The organism is Rhodanobacter sp. C05 (genome assembly GCF_002001165.1).
GTDB lineage: Bacteria > Pseudomonadota > Gammaproteobacteria > Xanthomonadales > Rhodanobacteraceae > Rhodanobacter.
The window spans coordinates 232517-253577 of the sequence record NZ_MUNQ01000010.1 but is presented as its reverse complement, the minus strand read 5'-3'; the positions used below and the strand labels follow the sequence as shown (position 1 = coordinate 253577).

At 64.3% G+C, this 21061-nt stretch carries 18 protein-coding genes; 14 read left to right on the top strand and 4 right to left on the bottom strand.

What is annotated here, in order from left to right:
• Positions 1-193: 193 nt before the first annotated feature.
• Positions 194-3055 (bottom strand): bifunctional [glutamate--ammonia ligase]-adenylyl-L-tyrosine phosphorylase/[glutamate--ammonia-ligase] adenylyltransferase, encoded by a 2862-nt coding sequence (gene glnE, locus B0E51_RS11030; protein WP_077444947.1) that lies wholly within the window; start codon positions 3053-3055, stop codon positions 194-196.
• Positions 3056-3250: 195 nt separating this feature from the next.
• On the opposite strand from glnE, the gene B0E51_RS11025 reads away from it, so the two are divergent.
• On the top strand, positions 3251-5149 hold the full coding sequence (locus tag B0E51_RS11025; protein WP_077444946.1) for an LTA synthase family protein: 1899 nt from the start codon (positions 3251-3253) through the stop codon (positions 5147-5149).
• Positions 5150-5321: 172 nt separating this feature from the next.
• Entirely contained in the window at positions 5322-5693 is a 372-nt protein-coding gene (locus B0E51_RS11020; RefSeq protein WP_143525879.1) for a hypothetical protein, read from the top strand.
• A gap of 146 nt (positions 5694-5839) precedes the next feature.
• Here the strand turns inward: B0E51_RS11020 and groL are convergent, their stop codons facing one another.
• On the bottom strand, positions 5840-7492 hold the full coding sequence (groL, locus tag B0E51_RS11015) for a chaperonin GroEL (protein ID WP_077444944.1): 1653 nt from the start codon (positions 7490-7492) through the stop codon (positions 5840-5842).
• 129 nt (positions 7493-7621) lie between these two features.
• Positions 7622-7915 (bottom strand): co-chaperone GroES, encoded by a 294-nt coding sequence (locus B0E51_RS11010; RefSeq protein WP_007081521.1) that lies wholly within the window; start codon positions 7913-7915, stop codon positions 7622-7624.
• 279 nt (positions 7916-8194) lie between these two features.
• Here B0E51_RS11010 and cutA point away from each other — a divergent pair, with 279 nt between their 5' ends.
• The 11 genes from cutA to purH all read left to right on the top strand — a co-directional run bounded on the left by cutA (position 8195) and on the right by purH (position 19012).
• Positions 8195-8518 carry a divalent-cation tolerance protein CutA gene (cutA, locus tag B0E51_RS11005; protein WP_077444943.1) on the top strand — a complete coding sequence of 108 codons (324 nt, stop codon included), beginning with the start codon at positions 8195-8197 and terminating at the stop codon, positions 8516-8518.
• Between the two features lie 124 nt (positions 8519-8642).
• Positions 8643-9569 carry a DMT family transporter gene (locus tag B0E51_RS11000; protein WP_077444942.1) on the top strand — a complete coding sequence of 309 codons (927 nt, stop codon included), beginning with the start codon at positions 8643-8645 and terminating at the stop codon, positions 9567-9569.
• Positions 9570-9658: 89 nt separating this feature from the next.
• The gene (locus tag B0E51_RS10995) at positions 9659-11866 is read left to right on the top strand and encodes a protein-disulfide reductase DsbD (protein ID WP_077444941.1); all 2208 of its coding nucleotides are present in this window, start codon (positions 9659-9661) and stop codon (positions 11864-11866) included.
• Positions 11866-12408 (top strand): TlpA disulfide reductase family protein, encoded by a 543-nt coding sequence (locus B0E51_RS10990; protein ID WP_077444940.1) that lies wholly within the window; start codon positions 11866-11868, stop codon positions 12406-12408. The genes B0E51_RS10995 and B0E51_RS10990 overlap by 1 nt, the downstream gene beginning before the upstream one ends.
• A 143-nt stretch (positions 12409-12551) precedes the next feature.
• Positions 12552-13010, top strand: a complete 459-nt coding sequence (aroQ, locus tag B0E51_RS10985) for a type II 3-dehydroquinate dehydratase (RefSeq protein ID WP_077444939.1) — start codon at positions 12552-12554, stop codon at positions 13008-13010.
• A gap of 72 nt (positions 13011-13082) precedes the next feature.
• Entirely contained in the window at positions 13083-13544 is a 462-nt protein-coding gene (accB, locus tag B0E51_RS10980) for an acetyl-CoA carboxylase biotin carboxyl carrier protein (RefSeq protein ID WP_077445013.1), read from the top strand.
• Positions 13545-13554: 10 nt separating this feature from the next.
• Entirely contained in the window at positions 13555-14922 is a 1368-nt protein-coding gene (gene accC, locus B0E51_RS10975; RefSeq protein WP_077444938.1) for an acetyl-CoA carboxylase biotin carboxylase subunit, read from the top strand.
• A gap of 91 nt (positions 14923-15013) precedes the next feature.
• The gene (gene prmA, locus B0E51_RS10970) at positions 15014-15913 is read left to right on the top strand and encodes a 50S ribosomal protein L11 methyltransferase (RefSeq protein ID WP_077444937.1); all 900 of its coding nucleotides are present in this window, start codon (positions 15014-15016) and stop codon (positions 15911-15913) included.
• Positions 15914-16026: 113 nt separating this feature from the next.
• Entirely contained in the window at positions 16027-16872 is an 846-nt protein-coding gene (locus B0E51_RS10965) for a zinc-ribbon and DUF3426 domain-containing protein (RefSeq protein WP_077444936.1), read from the top strand.
• Between the two features lie 143 nt (positions 16873-17015).
• Positions 17016-17333, top strand: coding sequence for a helix-turn-helix domain-containing protein (locus B0E51_RS10960; protein ID WP_077444935.1), 318 nt, complete (start codon positions 17016-17018; stop codon positions 17331-17333).
• A 68-nt stretch (positions 17334-17401) separates the two neighbouring features.
• Complete coding sequence (gene purH / locus B0E51_RS10955) at positions 17402-19012, top strand: bifunctional phosphoribosylaminoimidazolecarboxamide formyltransferase/IMP cyclohydrolase (protein ID WP_077444934.1); 1611 nt, start codon at positions 17402-17404, stop codon at positions 19010-19012.
• A 127-nt stretch (positions 19013-19139) separates the two neighbouring features.
• Here purH and B0E51_RS10950 read toward each other — a convergent pair whose 3' ends face one another.
• On the bottom strand, positions 19140-20156 hold the full coding sequence (locus tag B0E51_RS10950; RefSeq protein ID WP_077444933.1) for a bile acid:sodium symporter family protein: 1017 nt from the start codon (positions 20154-20156) through the stop codon (positions 19140-19142).
• Between the two features lie 192 nt (positions 20157-20348).
• Between B0E51_RS10950 and B0E51_RS10945 the strand changes: the two genes are divergently transcribed.
• On the top strand, positions 20349-21059 hold the full coding sequence (locus B0E51_RS10945; RefSeq protein ID WP_077444932.1) for a glutathione S-transferase: 711 nt from the start codon (positions 20349-20351) through the stop codon (positions 21057-21059).
• Positions 21060-21061: the final 2 nt, after the last annotated feature.

The window sequence follows — 21061 nt, the reverse complement described above, 5'->3', positions numbered from 1 at the left end:
CAAGCTAACCCGCCATCGCCGGAGTTCAAGATCGATATTGAACTGAACGATGATTTTTTCGCAGTGCAACAGCACACAATCTGGCGATCCGCTGCGTGGCATGGCGACATGCGAAGGACGCTGCGCAGGAACTTGCTGGAGCACTTGCCCACCCGGATACCATTGATGCATGGCATCGCGTGATCTGGCCTGGCTAGATCGAAGGATCGGATGGCCCGAACACGAAACCGAGCGCGGCCGTGACATCGCACACACTGCCGCACAACTGCTCCAGCCCGGCATCACGCGGTGCGATGCGCGAACGCAGATCGAGCGTGCAGGCCAGCGCGCGCTGCAGCAGATCGGCATGCGCCACTGTCAGGATGGCCGCCTGGTTGGCGTCAAGCAGGCCTGCACCACGACAGGCTTCGATCAGCGCGGCGTTGGCCGTGACACCCAGCAACTCGGGATGCTGCGCCGCGTGCGCCAGCACCAGACCCTGCAGGGCGAATTCGATGTCGAGCAGACCGCCGTGGCCTTGCTTCAGATCGAGCTTGCTCGCGTCCGAACGATCGCGTTCGGCACGCCAGCGCGAGCGCATGCTGCTTACATCCGCCAGCACGGCGATCCGCTCGCGCGGCACCGCAAGGATCTCGCGACGCACTTCGGCCAGTTCGTGATTGAGCGCTGCATCACCGGCCGCCGGCCGCGCACGCAACAGTGCCTGATGCTCCCATGTCCATGCCCGGCTTTTCTGGTAGGCCGCGAAGGCATCGAGGCTGCTGACCAGCAGCCCCTTGGAACCGTCCGGGCGCAGTCGCGCATCGACTTCATACAGACGGCCGCCACGGGTCAGCACCGTCAGCCAGTTCATCACGCGCTGGGCGAGTCGCTGGTACCAGCGCGACCCCTCGATCGGCCGCGCACCATCGCTCATCGCCTGCGCGCGACGACCGTCGTAGACGAACACCAGATCCAGATCCGAAGCGAAACCCAGCTCCTCCCCGCCCAGGCTGCCGTAGCCGAGCACGGAGAAGCCGGAACCTGCCCCAGGCAAGCGACCGTGCTGCGCAATCAGCTCGCGCTCGGCCAGCATCAACACGGCACCCACCACCGATTCGGCCAGGGCAGCGAGCCGGCGCGCAGTGGCGACCGCATCGGCACGACCGTCGTTGAAGGCAAGGCCAAGCCTGAACGCAGTGGATGCCTTGAATTCGTTGACCCGCTCGAGTTCTGCTTCGGCCTCACGCTCCTCCAGCGTGGCCAGTACACGGGCGATCTCCGCCGCAATGTCGGCACGCTTGAACGGCAGCTGGTCGATGCGCGGATCGAGCACGTCGTCCAGCAGCAGCGGCTGCGCGATCACTCGTTCAGCAAGGAATGCACTATCGCCGAACAGGCGCACCAGCCGCCTGCGCGCGGCAGGCTGCTCTTCCAGCAGCGCCAGGTACGACGACCGTCGTGCCACCGCCTGCATCAGCCGACACAGTCGCAACAGGCAGGGCACCGGCGCGACGCTGCCGCGCGCGGCGCTGAACAGTTGCGGCATCAGCTGGTCCAGTCGTTCGCGCGAGCGCGCCGACATGGCGCGCACCGGGGCAGCCTGCGGCAGTTTCAGCAAGGTCTCGACCAGCTCGGCACCAGGCACGAAACCGGAAGCTTCCAGCGTACTGGTATCAAGTGATTCGTCACAGGCGCGCTGCCACAACACCCGATCCGCGGCCGGCACGCTGGCGGCACCACCGCCTTGCGGCACCAGCACGGCGGCAAATTCCTCGCTGACGATACTGCGATGTGTGGCCAGCGCCGCATTCAAGGTGTCCCAATCGGGATAGTCGAGGCTCAGCGCAATCCGCTCGCGACTCAACTCGTCATCGGGAACGTCGTGGGTCTGCGCATCGCGCAACATCTGTACACGATTCTCCACCCGCCGCAGCAGCACATACGCCTCGCGCAGCATGCGCGCACGCGCAGCGCCGATATGGCCACGTGCCTCGCACGCGGTCAACGCCGGCAGCAAGCCGCGAACACGCAGGCTGGGTTCGCGGCCACCGCGGATCAGCTGGGTCAGCTGCACGATGAATTCGATCTCGCGGATGCCGCCGGGGCCGAGCTTGAGGTTGTCGGCCAGATCCTTGCGCGCGACCTCTGCGTCGATCAGGGTCTTCATCTCACGCAAACCGGCAAACGCGGTGTAATCGAGATACTTGCGATAGACGAACGGCCGCAGCATCTCCTGCAGCTGCTTGCCGGCACCGAGGTCGCCAGCAACCGGTCGTGCCTTGATCCAGGCATAGCGTTCCCAGTCGCGGCCCTCGCTCTGGTAGTACTGCTCCATCGCGGCAAAGGACAGCGCCAGCCGGCCGGCGTTGCCGAACGGCCGCAGCCGCAGGTCGACCCGGGCGCAGATGCCGTCCACGGTCGGCTCATTCAGCAGACGCACCAGCTGGCGACCGAGCCGGATGAAGTATTCGCTGTTGTCGAGCGGTCGCGCACCGTCGGTCTGACCGCCGTGCGGATAGGCCAGCACCAGATCGATGTCGGAAGAGAAGTTCAGTTCGCTGCCGCCCAGCTTGCCGAAACCGATCACCAGCAATCGCTGGCGCGCACCATCGTGCGTGCGGCTATAGCCATAGCGCGCTGCCAGCGCGTGCTCGGACCAGTTCAGCGACACACCCAGCAGCACCTCGTAAAGCACGCTGGTGGCGGACAGGGTTTCCGGTAGTTCGTCCAGTCCGTTGACGTCGCGAAACACCAGCCGCAATGCCTCGGCGTGCCGGAAACGCCGCAACACCATCATGCTGGTGGCTTCGTCGTCGGAGAGCTTGACGGCATCGATGCGCGCACTGGCATCGCTGCCCGAGCGCAGGCGTTCCAGTCCCTGCGGCGCCAGCAATTGCGGCTGGCGGCACCACACATCGAAGGCGAAATCGCTGGCCAGCAGCGTGCGACGTATGCGTTCGGCCACGCCGGCATCGTCGTGCAAGGGCACGCCGGCAGCGCGACAACGGGCAACGAGGTCGCTGTAGCGATCGTCTATCAGCGCGCGCAGCGCGGCGGATTCATGAACAAGCATCCAAGCATTGTGCCGCACTGCGGCAAAGGATGCTGCGCTCAATGAACGCCTCGAACCTGGTACACCGTCGACGCCAAGAAACGTTGCAAGACGTCACTCACCACCCCGGAGCTTGCCGTTGGGCGCCAACACTTGGTTCATCTGGATGCAATTACATTTTTGTGTCCACACCATGACAGCAACTGCAGGACTGCCATGTCGTTGAATTCTTCTGGCCATCCGCGCCCTTGGCGTGCGCTGGCGACACGTGTCACGTTGCTGCTGTTACTGGCGCTGGCGTTCGTGCTGCTGACCGGCCTGCTGGATGGGGAGGCTGGCGTGGCACCGTTGCAGATGCTCGATCAACCTCGTTTTCCGCTCGCCAACGCATGGCCCGGTCTGCTGCTGGCTGGCCTGCTGCTGGTACTCAGTCGCCGCGCCTTGCTGTCGTTCGGGCTGGCCTTCCTGCTGCAAGGACTGGTGTACGCCGTCAACATGCTGAAGGTGGCGAATCTGGGCACCCCGCTGCTGCCGGATGATTTCCGCATGGTGGGCCAGTTGCGCAAGGGCGGAGCACATCTGCTGTTTGGCTATCTGCCGCACAGTCCGTGGCCATATCTTGGCTTGCTGGCCAGTGTGGCCCTGATCATCGCGATGTGGCGCCTTGAACCACCGCTGTTTGCCCGGCACACCCGCGGCAAACGGCTGCTGACCGGCAGCGTGCTGGCAGCGGCACTGATCAGCCTGCTGGTCGGCCAGTCCGCGTGGACAAACATTTACAACGCCAGGGTGCTCTGGCTGGAGCCGTGGTCGGCCTCGTCCACCAGCGAGCATTCCGGCCTGATCAGTTCACTGGTGATGTTTCACCTGCAGTATGGCCAGGGCAAACGCAAGCCCGACGGTGCTGCGGCAACGCAATTGATCGACCAATCCACAGCAGCACTGCAACAGTCCATGCGGACCCCGGCCACAGGCGATGCGCTGCCCGACATCGTGGTGATACAGAGCGAGTCGTTCTTCGATCCGACCATCATGCGCGGCTATGAGCAGAGCAATTTCGCGCCCAACCTGCGCCGGCTGGCCACGCACGGCATCAGTGGTGCCCTGCATGTGCCGACTTTCGGCGGCGGCACCATCCGCACCGAGTTCGAGGTGCTCACCGGGCTGTCGCTGCGCTACTTCGAAAACCTGCAGTTTCCCTACCTGCAGATGAGCCACAAGGCCGTACCGAGTCTGGTGCGTGCACTGAACGCGCATGGCTACGAAACCACCGCGCTGCACGGCAACGACCCGGCCTTCTGGAACCGCACTACCGCGTTCAAGTCATTGGGCTTCAGCCGTTTCGTGTCGCAGTCCTCGTTCCCTGCCAACGCGCCGATGGACGGCAAGTACATGGCCGACAGCGCGATGACCGACCAGATCATGCGCGAGCTGAAGGACAATGGGCCACCGCAATTCATCTTCGCGATCAGCATCGAGGCACATGGCCCCTACGATGTCGAACCGGCCAACCGCGCCGAACGCGATGCCATCCCGGTACCGGACGGCATCACTGGCGCGGACAAGCAGGAATTGCAGACCTACCTCTACCACCTGCAGCATGCCGACGCCGAACTCGGTCGGCTGGTCACGTGGCTGGCGCAACGCCAGCGGCGGAGCCTGGTGCTGTTCTATGGCGATCATCTGCCGGCACTGAGCAACAGCTACCAGATTACCGGCTTCGTCGATGACAAGGACATGCTGAGCCAGCCAGGTACGTGGCTGCTGGTCGATCCGCACTATCAGGGCCAACCGCTGCATGAGGACACGGCCGCATGGCTGCTTCCCGGCAAATTGCTCACGCAGGCCGGCATCCACGATGATGCCTACTTCGCACTGACTGGCCTGATTGGCCCACAGCTCGCCGCGCTGACCCAAGCGCCCGGCGCCGCGCCACCGGACGAAGACAGCGACCAGCGAAAACTCGACGACGCCATGGCCAGCGTCAACCAGCTGCGCATGAGCGGCAAACTCGACAAGCTGCTGCCGAAGGCCGAAACACCCTCTGCAGGCGGCATTGCCCACATCGACAGGGTGCCAACCGGACAGCCGGTTCCAGCTGCGCTGCCACCCTGATCAGGGCTTCTACCCGGCCAAACGACGCGATGCCGTCGGGCTGTCTGTCGACTGAATCGGAGACCGCCATGTTCAGACATCCCAAGCGGACAACGCCTAGGATGTGGTGCACGCCGTGTGCAGCCTTGTACTTCGTGTTTCACGGCAAGTACTTATCCTGGAGGTCAATCCCATGCGCATAAACATGCTTGTCGCCCTCATTATCGGTGCCTGCGTACTCACCGCCCCCGCGTTCGCCCAGATCAGCCCGGGTGGTGGCGCCAACGTCGCCACCAGCACAAAAGCTGGCACACCAGCTTCCAGCCCGACACGCACGCTCAGCCAGATCCTCTCCCAGGCACGCGGCAACAGCACGACGAACAGCACGCAAACCCTTGGCACCCACTCGGCGACCGTCGACAGCGGTGCCACCGTGGATGCGGGTGCAACGATAGACGCCGGCGCTACGGTAGAGGCCGGTGCCACCGTGGATAGCACGGCGACCATGAGCAACAATGCGACGACGAGTCCGGCCAGCGCTCCAGCCAACACCAATGGGCATTGAACTGCATTGACGACATGCGGGACAAGGCCGGCTTGGCCAACTGAGCATTTTCTGCGTACGACAACACGATACCGGCCCCGATGGCGCAGATAAAGAAAACCCCGCGAAGGCGGGGTTTTCTTTTCTTGCTGCATTGAACGGTGGACTTAGAAGTCCATGCCGCCCATGCCGCCCATGCCGCCGCCCATGCCACCGCCGCCATGGCCGTGACCGTCGTCCTTCTTCGGCAGCTCGGCAACGATCGCCTCGGTGGTGATCGCCAGGCCGGCAACCGACGAAGCGTGCTGCAGCGCGGTGCGGGTCACCTTGGTCGGATCCAGGATGCCCATCGCCACCATGTCGCCGAACTCACCGGTCGCGGCGTTGTAGCCGAAGTTGCCGGTGCCTTCCTTGACGCGGTTGACGATGACCGACGGCTCTTCGCCGGCGTTGGCAACGATCGCACGCAGCGGCGCTTCCAGCGCGCGGCGAGTGATCGCGATGCCCAGGTCCTGGTCAGTGTTGTCGCCCTTCAGGCCTTCGACGGCCTTCAGTGCACGGATCAGCGCAACGCCGCCGCCCGGGACCACGCCTTCTTCGACGGCTGCGCGCGTGGCGTGCAGTGCGTCTTCGACGCGGGCCTTCTTTTCCTTCATTTCGATCTCGGTGCCGGCACCGACCTTGATGACCGCAACGCCGCCGGCCAGCTTGGCCACGCGCTCCTGCAGCTTCTCGCGGTCGTAGTCGGAGGAGGTCTCCTCGATCTGCGCCTTGATCTGGCCGATGCGCGACTGGATCTTCTCCGCGTCGCCGGCACCGTCGATGATCGTGGTGTTTTCCTTGGTGATGACGATGCGCTTGGCGCGACCCAGATCGGCGATCGTGGTCTTCTCCAGCGACAGGCCCACTTCCTCGGACACGACCTGACCATTGGTCAGCACCGCGATGTCTTCCAGGATCGCCTTGCGACGGTCACCGAAGCCAGGCGCCTTGACGGCAGCGACCTTGACGATGCCGCGGATGGTGTTGACCACCAGGGTGGCCAGCGCCTCGCCTTCGACTTCCTCGGCGACGATCAGCAGCGGCTTGCCGGCCTTGGCAACGGCTTCCAGCACCGGCAGCAACTCGCGGACGTTGGAGACCTTCTTGTCGTGGATCAGGATGTACGGGTCATCCAGCTCGACCTGCTGGCTCTGCTGGTTGTTGATGAAGTACGGCGACAGGTAGCCGCGGTCGAACTGCATGCCTTCGACCACGTCGAGTTCGTTCTCGAGGCCCGAACCCTCTTCAACCGTGATCACACCTTCCTTGCCGACCTTCTTCATCGCGGTGGCGATGATGTCGCCGATGTTGGTGTCGGAGTTGGCCGAGATCGTGCCGACCTGGGCGATTTCCTTGTCATTCGCGGTCGGGTTGGAGAACTTCTTCAGCTCACCGACGGCGGCAGCCACGGCCTTGTCGATGCCGCGCTTCAGGTCCATCGGGTTGATACCGGCGGCGACGGCCTTGAGGCCCTCCTGGATGAACGCCTGCGCCAGCACGGTCGCGGTGGTGGTGCCGTCACCGGCGACGTCGGACGTCTTCGATGCGGCTTCCTTGACGATCTGCGCGCCGAGGTTCTCGTACTTGTCCGCCAGTTCGATCTCCTTCGCGACGGACACGCCGTCCTTGGTGATCGTCGGGGCGCCGAAGCTCTTCTCGAGCACGACATTGCGGCCCTTCGGGCCCAGGGTGACCTTGACCGCGTTGGCCAGGGTGTTCACGCCCTTGAGCATGCGGGCGCGGGCGTCTTCGCCAAAACGGACTTCTTTAGCTGCCATAAAATTTTTGCCTCAAAAATTTTGAATTAGGAATGGGTTTTTGCTTTTCGAGCAATAGCGCGAAGGCTCGGAGCCGGGGAAGGTCAACGTGCGCGGATGTACGCGCTCTGAGAACCCCGATTCCAGCTATCAGCCTTCGATCACAGCCACGATGTCGTCTTCCTTCAGGAAGACCAGATCTTCACCGTCGATCTTGATTTCCTGGCCGGCGTACTTGCCGAACAACACGGTGTCGCCAGCCTTCAGCGACATCGGGCGCACCTTGCCGTCGGCCATGATCAGGCCGGTGCCGGCGGCGACGACCTTGCCGCGGGTGGGCTTTTCGGTGGCGCTGTCGGGGATGACGATGCCGCCGGCGGAGACGCGCTCTTCTTCGAGACGCTTGACGATGACGCGGTCGTGCAACGGACGCAGTGTGCTCATGGACAACTCCAGCTGACTATTGAGGTGGGACAAGGCTTTGAAGACCCGGATCGGCAGTCTTGTTAGCACTCGGAGTAAATGAGTGCCAATTTTACGGGTATGCGACGCCGCTGCAAGAACATTTGAACCGGGGATGGACAGCTAATTGGGTGGATGGGGACGGGTTTCAAGGGCCGGCGGCTCCAGGCTCCGCAAATCCAGAGGGGCCGACGCGCGCAGAGCCTGCCCCGGACTCGATCCGGGGGTGCGCTCCTGCGCGGTGCCCGCTAGGCTGAAGGCATGGCCGACACCGTCCTGCTTTGTTACTGCAGCTGCCCCGATGCAGTGAGCGCCCAGGCGCTCGCCGAAGCGCTGGTGGGTGAACATCTGGCCGCCTGCGTCAATCGCGTGCCCGGAATCCGTTCCACCTATCGCTGGCAAGGTGCCGTGACCAGCGACGACGAGGAGCTGCTGCTGATCAAGACCACCGCCAGGCGCTTCGACGCGCTGAAAGCCCGTCTGCTGGAACTGCACCCCTATGAACTGCCGGAGCTGATCGCGGTGCCGGTGGCGCACGGGCATCCCGCCTATCTGGACTGGGTGCAACAGGCTGTCGGCGACTGACGCGGCGTCCGTCACGCACGCCCGACGACCCGCTCGTGAAGCATGCGGCTGGATCAAGACTGCTGACAGATTCTGTCAGTGTCCGGAATTAGCCTGTGTTCTCCGCCACCTTCAAACCGATGCCATGAAAAAGTCCGACGTCGTCGCCCTGTTGCTGCTTGGCGCCTTGTGGGGCGCCTCGTTCCTGTTCATGCGCATGGGTGCCAACCAGTTCGGTGGCATGGCACTGGCCGGCATGCGCGCCATTGGCGCGGCCATCTGCTCCATCCCGTTGCTGAACTCGCGTGAACGGCTGGCCGAGCTGCGCACGCACTGGCGATCGGTGCTCATTGTCGGCATCACCAACTCGGCGTTGCCGTTCATCCTGTTCTCCTACGCCGCACAAAGCCTGCCTGCCGGCCTCTCGGCCATCTTCGACGCGATCGCGCCGCTGCTGGTGGCAGCCTCCGGTTGGCTGTGGCTGGGCGAGAGGCTCGACTTCCCACGGGCCAGCGGCTTGCTGATCGGCCTGGCCGGCGTGGTGTGGCTGATCGGCGGCAGCCTGGGTTTCGGTCATGGCGGCAGTTCGGTCGGCTGGGCGATGGCCGCTTGTGTCGGGGCCAATCTCTGCTACACCTTCGGTGCCCATTACAGCCATCGCCGCCTGCAAGTGGTGACGCCGATGACGGTGGCGATCGGCAGCCAGTTCGCCGCCGCACTCCTGCTGCTGCCCTTCACCGTCTGGCTATGGCCGGCGAAAGCGCCGACGGCGCAAGCCTGGATCGCCATGTTCGGCCTCGCGGCGGCCTGCACCTCGCTCGCCTACGTGCTGTTCTATCGGCTGATGGCACGCATCGGCTCGACCCGCTCGATGGCCGTGCTGTACCTGATTCCGGTATTTGGCGTGCTGTGGGGTGCGCTGTTCCTCGGTGAGACGGTCACCGTCGCCATGGCAGGCGGCTGCATGGTGATCCTGCTCGGCGTGGCGCTGACCACCGGCATGCTGCGCATCGGAACGAACCGACCCCATGTATTGGCCCCGATGAAGCTGGATCAGGTGGAAAAGGCATAAGGCCGCACCCATCCCGGCAACGAACGCCAGCTGCGCCATAATCCCCTGTCGCCTGGGTCAGCACCCAAGCCCCAGATGCTGGAGTTGCAATGCGTTCGATTCATCCCCGCCGTGTAACCACGGGCTTCGCAGTCCTGCTTGGCCTGCTGCTCGGCATGTTGCCGGCATTCGCGCAGGATGTGAGCAATCTGCTGCCGGTGACCGAGGCCTACAAGCTCAGCGCCGACGCCGCCACGCAGGGCGTGCTGAAATTGCACTGGACGATCGCACCGGACTATTACCTCTACCGCGGCCGCATGAAGTTCAAGGCCGGCGACGGCGTGACCCTGGGCGAAGCGCAGCTCCCAGACGGTGAGAAGCACCATGACGAATACCTCGGTGACGTGGAGACGTATCACCACAGCATCGACGCCACGCTGCCGTACACCGTGGCTGCCGGCACCACGCGATTGAAATTGAGTGTGCAGTATCAGGGCTGCCACGAGGTCGATCCGAAGATCTGTTATCCGCCGCATACCGAACAACTGGATCTGCCGTTGCCGACCGACCTCGGCAGCACGACCTCACCGGCCAGCAACAACCCGCTCGGCGCCGCGCTCGGGCAACTGGGCAGTCGTGCCAACCGTGCGACCGCCGGTATGGGTATGGATAGCTCGCCGCTGCCGGCCGAACAGGCGTTCCGCTTCGAGGCGCTGGCGCAGAACCCGCATCAATTGCTGCTGCGCTGGACGATGCCGAAGGGCTATTACCTGTATCGCGACCAGACGATGCTGAAGCTCAAGGATGCCGGCGGGCTCAGCCTGACGCCGACATGGCCAGCCGGCACAGTGCATCACGATGCACATTACGGCGATGTCACCGTGTACTTCGATCAGGTCGAATTGCCGGTGACGGTCAATGGCGATCTCGCCGGGCGCATGCAATTGGCGCTTGAGGCCAGCTTCCAGGGTTGCCAGGACGGCGGCCTGTGCTATCCGCTGATGACGCGTGCGGTGAACGTCGATCTCGGCAGCGCTGTCGCCGCCACCGGCCAGACCACGGCGACGGCACCGGAATTGCCGCCGGCCAATGCCGACGAAAGCCCTCAGCAGGTCAGCCTGATCGTCGCGCTCCTGCTCGCGCTCGGCGGCGGACTGGTGCTGAACCTGATGCCATGCGTGCTGCCCGTGTTGTCGATCAAGGCAGTCAGCGTGCTCGAGAGCGGCGAGAACCGCGCCACTGCACGTCGACATGCCCTGTTCTATACCGCCGGCGTGCTGGTCAGCTTTGCCGCGCTTGGCCTGGGCATTCTCGCCTTGCGCTCGGCCGGTCATGCCTTGGGCTGGGGCACCCAGCTGCAGCAACCCCTCGTGGTCGGCGTACTGGCGCTGGTGATGCTGGCGGTCGGACTGTCCATGTCCGGCGTAGTGCAGTTCGGTGCCTCGCTGGGCAATACCGGCGCCCACCTCGCTGCACGTTCCGGCCCGACCGGTGATTTCTTCACCGGCGTACTGGCGGTGGTGGTGGCCAGCCCTTGCACCGCACCGTTCATGGGCAGCGCGCTGGCATATGCGTTTGCCGCGCCGATGCTGGCGGCACTGTTGGTGTTCCTGATGCTGGGTATCGGACTGGCGCTGCCATTCCTGTTGATCGGCTTCGTGCCCGCGCTGGCGCGCTTGCTGCCGCGACCGGGACGCTGGATGGAAACGTTGAAGCAGGTGCTGGCGTTCCCGATGTATCTGACCGCCGTGTGGCTGGTCTGGGTACTGGCAAACCAGCGCGGCGCCGATGCGGTCGGCCTGGTGCTGGTGGCGATGGTGTTGCTGGCGATGACGCTGTGGTGGTTCGAGCGCAGTCGTTCGCGCGGCGCACTCAGCAAGGTGTTGGTCGCGGTACTGGCGTTGGCTGCGCTGGTGCCGATGTATCTGCTCGCCCACGTGACGCCACCGTCCAGTGTCGCTGCGACCGAGGAGGGCGTGGTCACCTACAGCCCGGAAAAGCTCGCCGAGCTGCGCGCGGCCGGGACGCCGGTCTTCGTCGACATGACCGCCGACTGGTGCGTCACCTGCAAGGCGAACGAGCACACCGTGCTGGACACGCAGGGATTCCGCGACCTGCTTCAACGCACCGGCGCGGTCTACATGAAAGGCGACTGGACCGACGTCAATCCGATTATTAGTGCCTTCCTGCAGCAGTACCACTCGCCCGGTGTACCGCTGTACGTGGTGTTCCCGAAACATGGCGGCCCGGGCAAGCAGCTGTCGACGGTGCTGACCTCCTCGATGGTCGAGCAGGCGCTCACGGAAGCGGCGCGCTGATGCTTGATCGCAGCAACTGGCTGATTCTGGGTCTGGCAGTGCTGGCTGCTGCGATCGGTGGCTACGTGCAGCATCACAACCAGCAGCCGCCGGCCGGAATGGATTCGGCCATGCTTGGCCAACCTGTCCCGGCCCTCACCCTGTCCGATCTCGACGGCAAGCCACACCGATTGAGTGATTATCGCGGTCACCGCGTGTTGCTGAATTTCTGGGCCAGCTGGTGCGGCCCGTGTCTGGACGAGATGCCGGCGCTGAATCGTGCACAGGCCAAGTTCGGCGAACAGGGTGCGATCGTCGCCGGAATTGCGATGGATGAACCGACCCGGATCCATGCATTTCTGGCCGCTCACCCGGTAAGTTACCCGATCTTGCTGGGTCAGCTCGACTCGCCCAGCACCACGCTGCAGCTGGGAGATATACGCGAATTGCTGCCATATAGCGTATTGATCGACGCCGATGGTCGCATTTTGGCCACGCATGCCGGAGCCCTGTCCACCCCACAGCTGGAACAATGGCTGACGCTGGCGTCGAACAGGCCCTGACTCGCCACTGACATACGCTTCCGCACGGAAACTCAACGCTTCTCCGTCAAACATCGCCGATCTGCGGTGAACTGGACAACATCCGCGACTGCGCGCACACTGCGCCGGGTTCCGGGATATCCGGACGCTAGCTGGGTGGTTTTGTGGCGAAGATCCTGGTCCTGCATGGACCCAACCTCAATCTGCTGGGTGCGCGCGAGCCGGAGATCTATGGCCGCGAAACGCTTACCGGCATCAATCAGCGACTTGCCGCTCGCGCGCAAGAAGCCGGGCACGAACTGGCCTGGTGCCAGTCCAACGCCGAACATGAGCTGATCGCCCGCATCCATCAGGGCCGTGACGACCAGATCGCGATGATCCTGATCAACGCCGGCGCCTTCACCCACACCAGCATTGCCCTGCGCGATGCGCTGGCCTCGGTGGCGATTCCGTTCATCGAGGTGCATCTGTCCAACGTGTTTGCACGTGAGTCGTTCCGCCACCACTCGTACCTGGCAGATCTCGCCGTTGGTGTGATCTGTGGTTTCGGCGGCGACAGCTACCGGCTGGCACTGGAAGCGGCGATCCAGCGATTGCACACGCCAGCGCCCGACGCGGCGTAGAACGAACCAGGCCGCACGGCCACCCATACCCTTCCGGCCACCCGTGGTGGCATGACTGAAAAGGCTGATCCGATGGATTTGCGCAAAATCAAGAAACTGATTGACCTGCTTGAGGAATCCAACCTCGCCGAACTGGAAATCAAGGAGGGCGAGGAAGTCGTCCGCCTGTCGCGGGTACCCAAGAACACCGCGCCGGTCGCCGCCGCACCTGTGGCCGTGGCTGCGGCACCTGCTCCGATTGCGGTCGCCGCACCCGTGGCTGCCGTCGCCGAGGCTCCAGCCGCCGATGCGCTGCCGGCCGGACATGTGGTCAAGGCACCCATGGTCGGTACGTTCTACGCCTCGGCCACGCCGGGCACTCCAGCCTTCGTCAAGGTTGGCCAGCAGGTCAAGGCTGGCGAGACGCTGGGCATCATCGAGGCGATGAAGATGTTCAACCAGATCGAGGCCGACGTGGCCGGCACCGTGCAGGCGATCCTGGTCGAGAACGGCCAGCCGGTGGAATTCGACGAACCCATGTTCGTGATTGCCTGAGGCCGCCCGGATGCTCGAGAAGGTCGTCATCGCCAACCGCGGCGAAATCGCGCTGCGTGTCTTGCGCGCCTGCCACAGTCTGGGTATCAAGACCGTGGCGGTGCACTCCACCGTGGACCGCAATCTGAAGCATGTCGGCCTGGCCGACGAGTCGATCTGCATCGGCCCCGGCCCGTCGGTCGACAGCTATCTCAACATCCCGCGCATCATCGCGGCAGCCGAGATCACCGACGCCCAGGCGATCCATCCGGGCTACGGCTTCCTGTCCGAGCGCGCCGACTTCGCCGAGCAGGTCGAGCAATCCGGCTTCATCTTCATCGGCCCGACCGCCGAGGTGATCCGCCTGATGGGCGACAAGGTCGAGGCGATCCGCGCGATGAAGGCCGCCGGCGTGCCGTGCGTGCCCGGCTCCGGCGGTCCGCTCGGCGAGGATGTCGATACCAATATCAAGATCGCGCGCGAGATCGGCTACCCGGTGATCATCAAGGCCGCCGGTGGCGGCGGTGGTCGCGGCATGCGCGTGGTACGCACCGAGGCACACCTGGGCAATGCGATCACCATGACCAAGGCTGAGGCCAAGGCCGCGTTCGGCAACGAGCAGGTGTACATGGAGAAGTTCCTGGAGAATCCGCGCCACGTGGAGATCCAGGTGCTCGCCGATGGCCAGGGCAACGCGATCCATCTGGGCGAACGCGACTGCTCGATGCAGCGCCGCCACCAGAAAGTGGTCGAGGAAGCGCCGGCACCGGGCATCACGGACGAACAGCGCGCCGCGATCGGCAAGGTCTGCGTCGACGCCTGCATCCGCATCAACTACCGCGGCGCCGGCACGTTCGAATTCCTGTACGAAAATGGCCGCTTCTACTTCATCGAGATGAACACCCGCATCCAGGTCGAGCATCCGGTGACCGAGTTGATCACCGGCGTCGATCTGGTGCGCGAGCAGCTGCTGATCGCCGGTGGCGAGAAGCTGTCGATCAAGCAGGAAGACATCGTGATCCGCGGCCACGCGATCGAATGCCGCATCAACGCCGAGGATCCCGACACCTTCATGCCGAGTCCCGGCACGGTGAAGCGCTTCGAGGCACCGGGCGGTCCCGGCGTGCGTGTCGACACGCATCTGTACGACGGCTACAAGATTCCGCCGAACTACGACTCGATGATCGGCAAGCTGATCGTGCACGGCCCCGATCGCGAGACTGCGATCGCGCGCATGCGCCTGGCGCTGGCCGAGACGGTGATCGAAGGCGTGAAGTGCAACATCCCGCTGCAGCAGCGCATCATGGCCGACGTCGGCTTCCAGCACGGCGGCCAGAACATCCACTATCTGGAAAAGCGGATGGCGGAGCAGAAGGAACACCCCGCCACCGGTCACTGACCGGCGCGCCGCAAGAACCGTCCGCTGCGCGAGGCATGATTCGCCGCGCAGCGGATGTCGCCTATCGTCACTGCTCACCCACGGACATCGCATGCCCTGGCTCGAACTCTCCCTGATTGTCCGCACCGAGCAGCAGCCCGGCACCGAAGAAGCGCTGGATGACCTCGGCGCCTTGTCCATCACGCTGCAGGATGCCAATGCGGAGACGCCGGACGAGCAGGCGATCTTCGAGCCCGGCGTGGGCGAATTGCCGCTGTGGCCGACGATCACGCTGAACGCGCTGTTCGACGCAGACGCCGATCGTCGCGGCCTCACCGAAGCGCTGGGCGAACTGCTGCCATGGCTGGAGCCGGACCAGCTGACCTTCCGCCACGTCGCCGACCAGGACTGGGAACGCGCATGGATGGACCAGTTCAAGCCGATGCCGTTCGGGCGGCGGCTGTGGATCTATCCGTGGAACATTGAGCCACCAGCCGATGAGAATTTGGTGGTGGTCCGATTGGATCCCGGCCTCGCGTTCGGCAGCGGCACCCATCCGACCACCGCACTGTGTCTGGAATGGCTGGATGGTCTCGACCTGGTCGGCAAGACGATCACCGACTACGGCTGCGGCTCCGGCATCCTCGCGATCGCCGCGCTGAAGCTGGGCGCAGCCAGTGCGATCGGCGTCGACAACGACCCGCAGGCGCTCACGGCATCCATCGACAATGCCGAGCGCAACGACGTTGCAGATCGCCTCGCCGTGTTCCTGCCCGAAGATGTCGATGCGGGAGCGGCCGACGTGTTCATCGCGAACATTCTCGCCGGGCCGCTCAGCGCCTTGGCGCCCACCTTCGCCGCCGCCGCTAAACCCGGCGCGCCATTCGCGATCTCCGGCATTCTGCAAGGACAGCATGACGAACTGCTGCAACGCTACGCCGAATGGTTCGACGAATTGCGCGTGGACACCCGCGAAGACTGGGTGCGCATCAGCGGCCGACGCCGGACCTGAATTCGGCAACGCCACACAACGGGTTCGTTCACACACCACTCTGCTGCGCATGTGCGCACGAACCCGCGGAGACTCCCTGTTAAGCTTGCCGCATACTGATCGAAGCGGCCCGCATGTACACCCAATGCCCCGAATGCCTGTCCGTGTTTTCGCTGGATGTGCACACGCTTGCGCAGGCGCATGGACATGTCGTGTGCGGGCACTGCAAGGCCAGCTTTGACAGCATCGCCACCCTGGCCGAACAGCTGCCACCGGAACCCTTCCACGAATTGCCGGTGAACGAACCCGCGTTCGAACCGCCATGCGTGGATCTGGTGGTCTACCGGCCACGCCCCGACCCCCCGGCCGTGGTCGAAAGCGAGGCGGCGGTGACGGATGCGCCTGCGACCGAAGATTTCTCGCAGTTGGTATTTGCGCCGCGCTTTGCCCGCGAGGCGCGCGCACGCCGGCCATCGCGTCCGGCGCGCCGACAGCGCAGCCTTGTGCCTGGCGAACGCCGCTGGCCCTGGGTCGTCGCATGCAGCACGCTCGCCCTGCTGCTCGTGGCACAGCTGGCCTGGGCCGAACGCGATCCGCTGATCCGCGATCCCGGCGTGGGTAGCTGGTTGCGCAATAGCTGCCACGTACTCAACTGCGAGCTTCCGCTGGTCGCAGCGCCGAAGCAGCTGCGTCTGCTTGCCAGCAATGTGCAGGCCCATCCCAGTGTCGCCGGTGCGCTGATGATCAGCGCCAGCGTTCGCAACGACGCGGCATTCGCGCAGCCTTATCCTGTACTCACGATCACCCTGTCGAACGCACAGGGGCAACATATCGCGATGCGCCGGCTGCAGCCCGGCGAATACCTGGACGACCCGGCCGTACTGCAACGTGGCCTGGCGCCAGGCGCCAGTGCGGTACTGTTGCTGGAGGTGGAAGATCCTGGCAACAAGGCGGTGGCTTTCGAATTCAGCTTTGAATAGCACTTAAAATTATCGACCCGCACGGGTAGACTCGACCCTTCGCGCAGACTGCCAACCGATGCTCAACACGCAGCGCGGCCTGCAGCAATAGTCATAACCATACGCAGCGGCCCACGTAGCCGCGGCTTCGTACGTGAGGGAAAATGTCAGTGAATGCCGTAAGACTGCCTGCCGCCGAGGCCATCAAGCAGACCTCGACGCAGGACGCCGATTCGCAGCGTGCCGGTGCGCAAAGTGCACTGAGCGAATGCGTCAGCCGTACGGTGCGCCGCTATCTCGCCGATATCGGCGACACCCAATGCGCCGAAGGCCTGCACGCACTGGTACTGCGTGAAGTCGAAGTACCGCTGCTGCGCGAAGTCCTGGCCTTCCATGACGGCAACCAGAGCCGGGCGGCCAGTGCACTCGGCATCAATCGCGCCACCCTGCGCAAGAAACTGGCCGCTCACGGCCTGCTGTAACGCCTGCCAAAGCCGTCAACGAATCAGACGGCTATAATGAGCGGCTTTCCCCTTCTGGAAACCCGCCCATGCCCACGCCCCAGCTCGTCCCGGTTCGACGCGCCCTGCTCAGCGTCTCCGACAAGGCCGGCCTGATCGATCTGGGCCGGCGGCTGGCTGCCAGGGGCATCGAGCTGCTTTCCACCGGTGGCAGCGCCAAGGCACTGCGCGAGGCCGGCATCGCAGTCACCGACGTCAGCGACGTCACCGGTTTCCCTGAAATCATGGACGGCCGCGTCAAGACGCTGCATCCGAAGGTGCACGGCGGCCTGCTCGGCCGACGCGGTACCGACGACAACGTGATGGGCGAACTCGGCATCGCGCCGATCGACCTGCTGGTCCTGAATCTCTACCCGTTTGAACAGACCGTGGCCAAGCCTGGCTGCACGCTGGAAGACGCCATCGAGAACATCGACATCGGTGGTCCGGCGATGCTGCGCTCGGCGGCGAAAAACTGGAACGATGTCGGCGTGCTGACCTCGCCCGATCAATACGCCGACGCGCTGGCCGAGATCGAACAACATGGCGGCCTCAGCCGCACCACCCGCTTCAAACTGGCGGTGGCCGCGTTCAACAACGTATCCAGCTACGACGGTGCGATCAGCGATTATCTGTCGGCACTGCAGCTCAACGAAACGCATGACGCCATCGCCGGACATGATGCGTTCCCGGGCCAGGTCAACGGTCGTTTCGTGAAACTGATGGATCTGCGCTACGGCGAAAACCCGCACCAACAGGCGGCGTTCTACCGCGACCTGTATCCGGCACCCGGCACCTTGGCCACGTTCCGCCAGTTGCAGGGCAAGGAACTGTCGTTCAACAACATCGCCGATGCCGACGCGGCATGGGAGTGCGTACGCAGCTTCACCAAGCCGGCCTGCGTGATCGTCAAGCATGCCAATCCCTGCGGCGTCGCGGTGAGCCTGGACGGCATCGGCCGTGCCTATGACCTCGCTTACCAGACCGATCCCACCTCGGCCTTCGGCGGCATCATCGCGTTCAACCGCGAGGTGGACGGCGCCACCGCGCAGGCCATCGTGGCGCGCCAGTTCGTCGAGGTGGTGCTGGCGCCGGGCTATGCCGATGACGCACTGAAGGCGTTCGCCAAGAAGGGCAATGTGCGCGTGCTGGTGATTCCGCTGCCGGCTGATGGCAGCCTGTTGCACGCCCATCCCGGCAACAACTCCAAGCGCGTCGGTTCGGGCCTGCTGATCCAGAGCGCCGACACCGGCATGGTCGACGCGGAGGACCTGAAGATCGTCACCCGCCGCGCACCGACCGAGGCGCAGATCCACGACCTGATCTTTGCCTGGAAGGTGGCCAAGTTCGTCAAGAGCAACGCCATCGTGTACGCGCGCGATCGCCAGACCATCGGCATCGGTGCGGGCCAGATGAGCCGCGTCTACAGCGCGAAGGTCGCCGGCATCAAGGCTGCCGACGAGAAGCTCGAGGTACGCGGATCGGTGATGGCCTCCGACGCGTTCTTCCCGTTCCGCGATGGCATCGATGCCGCCGCTGCGGCCGGCATCAGCGCAGTGATCCAGCCCGGCGGCTCGATGCGCGACGCCGAAGTGATCGCCGCCGCCGACGAACACGACATGGCGATGGTGTTCACCGGGATGCGCCACTTCCGCCACTAATGTGGCGGAAATAAATCAAGCACGCCCGGCACTGAATAACCGCATTCATCCCTTGCTCGCCACGTTTCGAATGCAACACGGTCCGGATCCAAGCCCGGGCCGTATTTGTTGGCAAGTCCGATACGGCTCAGTCCGCCGGCGCGACATCCACATCGCCAGCAGATGGCATGGATGACTCGGCCGTATCACTTCGCCGCGCATAACGTCGCGCCAATACGGCACAAGTCATCAGCTGGATCTGGTGGAACAGCATGATCGGCAACACGATCATGCCCAGCGGGTGGCCGGCGAACAGCACCTTGGCCATCGGTATGCCGCTGGCCAGACTCTTCTTGGAACCGCAGAACACGATGGTGATCTCGTCCTCCTTGCCGAAGCCAAGTGCCCGCGAACTGTAGGTGGTAACCAGCAGCGCCAGCGTCAGCAACACGACATTGATCAACAGCAGGCCAGCCAGCACCGGTAGTGGGGCCTGCTTCCACAACCCTTCCAGCACGGCCGCGCTGAAGGCGCTGTAGACCACCAGCAGGATCGAACCCTGGTCGACCAAGCCGACCACCGGCTTGTGTCGCTGCACCCAACCTCCGATCCAGCGCTGCGCCACCTGCCCGGCCACGAACGGCACCAGCAGTTGCAGCACGATGCCGCCCACCGCATCCCACGACATGCCGCCGTGCCCATGCGACTCCAGCAACACGCCCACCAGCAGCGGGGTGATGAAGATGCCGAGCAAGCTGGAGGCGGACGCCGAGCACACCGCGGCGGAAACGTTGCCCCGCGCGATCGAGGTGAATGCGATCGACGACTGCACGGTTGACGGCAGCGTGCACAGGAACATCACGCCCAGATACAGATCCGGCGTCACCAGCGGCGACAACACCGGCCGCAGCAGCAGCCCCAGCGACGGAAACAGCACGAAGGTGCTGGCCAGCACGGTCAGATGCAGCCGCCAGTTGGTGATGCCGGCAACCACTGCCGCCCGCGACAGCTTGGCACCATGCAGGAAGAACAGCAGCGCGATCGCCACATCGGTGAGCACGCCGAACACCTGCGCGGCCGCGCCGCGACAAGGCAGCACGCTGGCCAGCAGCACCGTGCACAGCAGCGCACAGGTGAAACGATCGGGAAGGAAGCGGCGAAGCATCGGCAGTCGGTACCGTCGGGGCGATGGTGCGGGAAGTAAACAACGGCCATTGCACCGTTCCATCACTGATAAATCAAATTGTTTTATCCAGTGTCCCGGAAACGGATACCCAAACTTGCCGGGGCGCGTCGCTCGCTCACGCTGTCTTGAACCCTGCATGCCTAACCTCAGCGGCGCCCATCGGAGACCGCCATGCGCTACCAGCTGTTTTACTGGTCCGGCATCCAGGGACACGGCGAGTTCGTGCGTCTGGCGCTGGAAGACGCCGGAGCAGATTACGCGGATGTCGCCCACGAACGCGGCGACGCCACCATCATGCCGTTCCTCGAAGGCGCGCGAGCCGGTGCGCTGCCGTTCGCGCCACCCTTTCTCAAGGCCGGCCGCACGGTGATCGCGCAGACCGCGGCAATCCTGCTTTACCTGGCGCCGCGGCTGAAACTGGTGCCGGCGGTAGCCGCCGCGCGGCTGTATGCGCACCAGTTGCAGCTGACCATCGCCGACCTGGTCGCCGAGGTACACGATACCCATCACCCGATCGCCAGCAGCCTGTACTACGAGGATCAGCGTGCCGCTGCCAGACAGCGGGCGAAAGATTTCCGCCAGCATCGCATGCCCAAGTACCTCGACTATTTCGAAAATGTCCTGGTGCGCAGCGATGGCCGGCACGCGCTGTCCGCACACTCCTACGTCGATCTCTCGCTATTCCAGATCATGAGCGGGCTCGAGTATGCCTTCCCGCTGGGGATGCACCGGCTGCATCGCAAGTTGCCCCATTTGCATGCCCTCGTCGCGCAAATCGCCGAACGGCCACGGATTGCCGCCTACCTGGCCTCGCCGCGCCGGCTGGCATTCAACGAGGACGGCATCTTTCGCCACTACCCCGAACTGGATGCAGCACGCTGAAT

Coding starts and splice junctions, on each gene's coding strand:
- glnE (WP_077444947.1), bottom strand. CDS start 3,055: ATGCTTGTTCATGAATCCGCCGCGCTGCGCGCGCTGATAGACGATCGC.
- B0E51_RS11025 (WP_077444946.1), top strand. CDS start 3,251: ATGTCGTTGAATTCTTCTGGCCATCCGCGCCCTTGGCGTGCGCTGGCG.
- B0E51_RS11020 (WP_143525879.1), top strand. CDS start 5,322: ATGCGCATAAACATGCTTGTCGCCCTCATTATCGGTGCCTGCGTACTC.
- groL (WP_077444944.1), bottom strand. CDS start 7,492: ATGGCAGCTAAAGAAGTCCGTTTTGGCGAAGACGCCCGCGCCCGCATG.
- B0E51_RS11010 (WP_007081521.1), bottom strand. CDS start 7,915: ATGAGCACACTGCGTCCGTTGCACGACCGCGTCATCGTCAAGCGTCTC.
- cutA (WP_077444943.1), top strand. CDS start 8,195: ATGGCCGACACCGTCCTGCTTTGTTACTGCAGCTGCCCCGATGCAGTG.
- B0E51_RS11000 (WP_077444942.1), top strand. CDS start 8,643: ATGAAAAAGTCCGACGTCGTCGCCCTGTTGCTGCTTGGCGCCTTGTGG.
- B0E51_RS10995 (WP_077444941.1), top strand. CDS start 9,659: ATGCGTTCGATTCATCCCCGCCGTGTAACCACGGGCTTCGCAGTCCTG.
- B0E51_RS10990 (WP_077444940.1), top strand. CDS start 11,866: ATGCTTGATCGCAGCAACTGGCTGATTCTGGGTCTGGCAGTGCTGGCT.
- accB (WP_077445013.1), top strand. CDS start 13,083: ATGGATTTGCGCAAAATCAAGAAACTGATTGACCTGCTTGAGGAATCC.
- accC (WP_077444938.1), top strand. CDS start 13,555: ATGCTCGAGAAGGTCGTCATCGCCAACCGCGGCGAAATCGCGCTGCGT.
- prmA (WP_077444937.1), top strand. CDS start 15,014: ATGCCCTGGCTCGAACTCTCCCTGATTGTCCGCACCGAGCAGCAGCCC.
- B0E51_RS10965 (WP_077444936.1), top strand. CDS start 16,027: ATGTACACCCAATGCCCCGAATGCCTGTCCGTGTTTTCGCTGGATGTG.
- B0E51_RS10960 (WP_077444935.1), top strand. CDS start 17,016: ATGTCAGTGAATGCCGTAAGACTGCCTGCCGCCGAGGCCATCAAGCAG.
- purH (WP_077444934.1), top strand. CDS start 17,402: ATGCCCACGCCCCAGCTCGTCCCGGTTCGACGCGCCCTGCTCAGCGTC.
- B0E51_RS10950 (WP_077444933.1), bottom strand. CDS start 20,156: ATGCTTCGCCGCTTCCTTCCCGATCGTTTCACCTGTGCGCTGCTGTGC.
- B0E51_RS10945 (WP_077444932.1), top strand. CDS start 20,349: ATGCGCTACCAGCTGTTTTACTGGTCCGGCATCCAGGGACACGGCGAG.